The sequence below is a fragment of the Paenibacillus sp. Soil522 genome, assembly GCF_001428245.1.
In the GTDB taxonomy this organism is placed as follows: Bacteria; Bacillota; Bacilli; order Paenibacillales; family Paenibacillaceae; genus Pristimantibacillus.
In genome coordinates this window covers 6,705-10,438 of record NZ_LMRV01000115.1, presented here as the reverse complement: position 1 = coordinate 10,438, position 3,734 = coordinate 6,705, and the positions used below count along the sequence as shown (strand labels likewise).

Here is a 3,734-nt window from a genome sequence, read left to right as displayed (position 1 = left end):
TGGAATTATATGGGGCAGTATATATTCCCCACTATTCCCGTGCGCCTTCATGTTGCCGAAGTCTAACACGGAGTTCCCCTTCTTGTCTTTCATCCATAACCAACCGGGCGAAATCCTGCGAATAAGCGAGCATTCGTGAGAAAAATAAATCATACCGAGGGAGTTAAATAAGCAGGTATTATCCGGGCTCTTTTGAGTACCGGATTTTTCCTCCTATTTTCATTTCAAAACATCTGACCAGGCGGCAACCAAACTGGCTGCTTCTCCGTACATATAGATAAAAAGACAGTAAGATTGGGGAGAGTACATCGTATGATTAACACTGGACCGTCCATGGGCGGAGGCTTTGGCATCATGTTTACAATCGTTCCCATTTTGATAGTGATTGTATTCGTAATCGTCATTGTCAGCATCGTCACAAACGGCGCACGCTATTTCAAAAATGCGAGGTCGCCGCGCCAATCCGTGTTTGCCAGGGTCGTCGCCAAGCGGATGGAGGTTCGCAACCATACGAGCCATCACAGCAATGGCAACGGAGTGCATCCTGTGAACTCTTCCAGGACGTATTACTATATCTCGCTGGAATTTGACAATAGCGAGCGGAAAGAATACCTCGATGTGAAGAACTTGTTCGGTCTTGTTGTCGAAGGAGACGAGGGATATGCCGCCATTCAAGGTGATTGGATCGTCGCTTTTGAGCGAGAAACAGTTCGATGAAGTAGACGCAACCGAAATTCGCCTCGATTCGGGTCTTAAACCCGGATCGGGGTATTTTTTGGCTTTTCAGCGTAGGTTCGGAAACGATGGTTGAACGCCAAAAGGGCTGCCGCGTGGTAGCTACGCTAACGGGCAGGTTAATGCAACAATATTCACTCTATTTTCGTTCTAAAACAGAAAGGGGGGAATTAATATTTATAACCAAATAAAGAGATTTATTATTGGAATCTCAATGACGGTATTTTTACTATCGGGTTGCGCAACTGTTGAAAAGGATGCTGTCAATAACATAGACCAAGATAGCCGAACACAAGCAACAGAAATTACTGAAGACACAATGACAGGCTATTTGCTGCACATTGATACAAAAACACGTGTTGTTAGCTTAAATATTTCAAAATGGGTGAACCGAGGTAAAACGGAAGTTAATGATATGATGCATTCGAAAAAAATCACATATAATGAGAACACCATTTTTCAGGATAAGCATGGCTCAGTCGTCCATCCAGGAGATTTCAAGATAGGCGAGAAATTAGCTGTGTTGCCAACAACAGATGCCGAAAGCTCAAGTGATGAAACAGCATCTGTTGCAGATAAAGTCATTCAATTGACGATGTCAAAAGAAGAGAAGTTAGAACGTTTTCTAGCTAGTAGTGACAATTTTCATACTGTTGTGCTTTATGAAGAAGGGACAACGCCACCATACGATGAAATGGACTTCGAGAAACACGTTCCCGAATCATTCTCGGGAGGAATTTCGTGGGTTCCTTACATTGAAGGATTGGCAGTGGATTATAAAGAAGAACTCGGTTTGGAGAAACTGCCAATGATTTTGGTTTTTGACCGAAACGGATTGGTCTTTCAAACTGAAACTTTGGAGCAATTGAAATTATGATCCGACGAAAGTCGTTAAAATCTGTTAGTCAATATGCCTCCTCTGTTAAACTACCATGAAAGAACGGATTAACTTTCATGCTCTGTGGTGCAGAATAAGAGATGCATGGACGTGGTAGCCCTTCGTTACGCTCCCATGGAAGAACGCAATTACTTCCATAATCTTTGGTATCGCCTGGGCGGCATGGATGGCTAACGGGCAGGATACTTGAGTAGTATACCGAAATACGTTATATAATAAATGGCTAAAACGGGGTGGTAAACTATCGTGGATAATGTGATTCGAAAATTGACAAGTATCGAATTAGATAGTCCCTTCCCTTATAGGGATACTGATAAAATACAGGTTGATTTTCGCTCTGACTTTATGAAGCTAACGGACGACAAAAACTTTTTAACCGGAGACTTCAATACATTCTGCATGAATATTGCGGGTACTTTAAGTTACGTTTTAGCTGGTCGGACAGGAGATATTCCTCAAAGACAAATCGAAAAATTACAGTTGTCATTCTTTAATTGGTTTCAACAATACAAGTTTATTGAGGATAGAATCAGCGATTACGAGGAATTTTGTCGGGAGTATAAGAACTTTGAGGAAGCTCGAATGTTGCTACTGAAGTATTTATCAAAACGAAAGCGTGATTAACCTAACTGGTACGATAGTGCAATGACACAGGCTGCCGATAGTTGATATTATCTCTTTTAAGTAGACAGTGCCAAGAAAGCGCACTACAGTTTACTTGGAGGGGATTTTTTGTATGGGGGAATTTTTAAAAACATTGTAACGAATCGTCCATAGACAAGTCTTATATCTGGAGGAGGTGAGAATGTGACGGATTTTGAGAATATATACAATCAATATTTCAAGGATGTTTACAGGTTTGTCTTGTCGCTTAGCAGAGATACGACAGTCGCTGAAGAGGTAACACAGGAAACCTTTTTTAAAGCATTAAGCAGCATTCATCAATTTAAAGGCCATTGTAAAATCAATGTCTGGCTTTGCCAAATTGCCAAAAATACATACTTCTCCTATTCGGAAAAACAAAAGCGGTTTGTGGCTCATGATACAACTGAAGCAGCAAGTGAGAACAGGATCGAAGAATCGCTGCTTGATAAGGAAGAGGCTTTCCGAATTCATAAAGCTTTGCATGGCTTAGAGGAGCCTTATAAAGAAGTGTTTACTTTAAGGGTATTTGGAGAACTATCGTTTTCCCAGATTAGCCAAATATTTGAGAAAACAGAAAGTTGGTCAAGAGTTACATTCCACCGAGCCAAACGAAAAGTACAAGACCTGCTGAAGGAGGATTAATGTGATGGGAAAAATATCATGTGAGATTATTAAAGATTTGCTGCCATTGTATTATGACGAGGTGTGCAGCGTAGAAAGCGTCAGGTTGGTTGAAGAGCATCTTGCAGAATGCCAGAGCTGCCGGTTGGAACTGGACAAAATCAAGGCGAATATAAGCTTGCCGCAAGAAGTGGTCGCAAAAAATTATAGCGAGGGAGATGCAATCAAAGGGGTAGCAGCTCTTTGGAAACGTTCCAAAGTAAAAGCGTTCGTCATAGGACTGCTCGGTGCCGCACTACTATTTGGAGGTTATGTAGGCCTATTTCAGTGGGAAATTATGAAAGTATCTGCTGGTGTAGTTGAAATTTCCAATTTGAGTAAATTGTCGAATGGCATAATTGTTTACCAGGCGAAGTTAACAGATGGTTATAACTTAAATACAATAAAATATGATATGGACGAGTACGGGAATTTCTATTTAACCCCTGTTCGACCAATCGTCAAAACAAAGAATAAATTTTATAAAGAATTGAACAATACTTATCAAAGGTTCGATCATGAAAGACTTGTCTATAAAGAGAAATATGGCGATGATGCAGAGATCGAAGCGTTATATTTCAGAACGTCAGGAGAAGATATTTTGATCTGGAAAAAAGGAATGGATTTGCCGGCTGCAAGCGATGAAGTTGAAGCAAAATTCCGTAGTGAATAATTTGACGAAAATAGAATGGTTATTGAGCTAAACATTCCTGTAGGGCCTAAGATTTGGCCTTTGTCAAAAAAGGAGCGCCTCTGTATGATGGGTTTGTCGAAAGGTCTAATAACCCAACACCAT

The 3,734-nt window shown here is 40.8% G+C and carries 5 protein-coding genes; all 5 read left to right on the top strand.

Annotated features, from left to right (window positions below; all coding sequences use genetic code 11):
• Window positions 1–312: 312 nt before the first annotated feature.
• Window positions 313–717, top strand: a complete 405-nt coding sequence (locus ASG81_RS29390) for a DUF2500 domain-containing protein (RefSeq protein WP_056643377.1) — start codon at window positions 313–315, stop codon at window positions 715–717.
• Window positions 718–949: 232 nt separating this feature from the next.
• Window positions 950–1,612 (top strand): hypothetical protein, encoded by a 663-nt coding sequence (locus ASG81_RS29385; RefSeq protein WP_056643375.1) that lies wholly within the window; start codon window positions 950–952, stop codon window positions 1,610–1,612.
• Between the two features lie 267 nt (window positions 1,613–1,879).
• A complete protein-coding gene (locus tag ASG81_RS29380) occupies window positions 1,880–2,257 on the top strand; it encodes a YxiJ family protein (RefSeq protein ID WP_056643372.1) in 378 nt (125 codons plus the stop codon).
• 183 nt (window positions 2,258–2,440) lie between these two features.
• Window positions 2,441–2,920, top strand: a complete 480-nt coding sequence (locus tag ASG81_RS29375) for an RNA polymerase sigma factor (RefSeq protein ID WP_056643365.1) — start codon at window positions 2,441–2,443, stop codon at window positions 2,918–2,920.
• 4 nt (window positions 2,921–2,924) lie between these two features.
• Entirely contained in the window at window positions 2,925–3,611 is a 687-nt protein-coding gene (locus ASG81_RS29370; RefSeq protein WP_056643360.1) for a zf-HC2 domain-containing protein, read from the top strand.
• The last annotated feature ends 123 nt before the right edge of the window (window positions 3,612–3,734 follow it).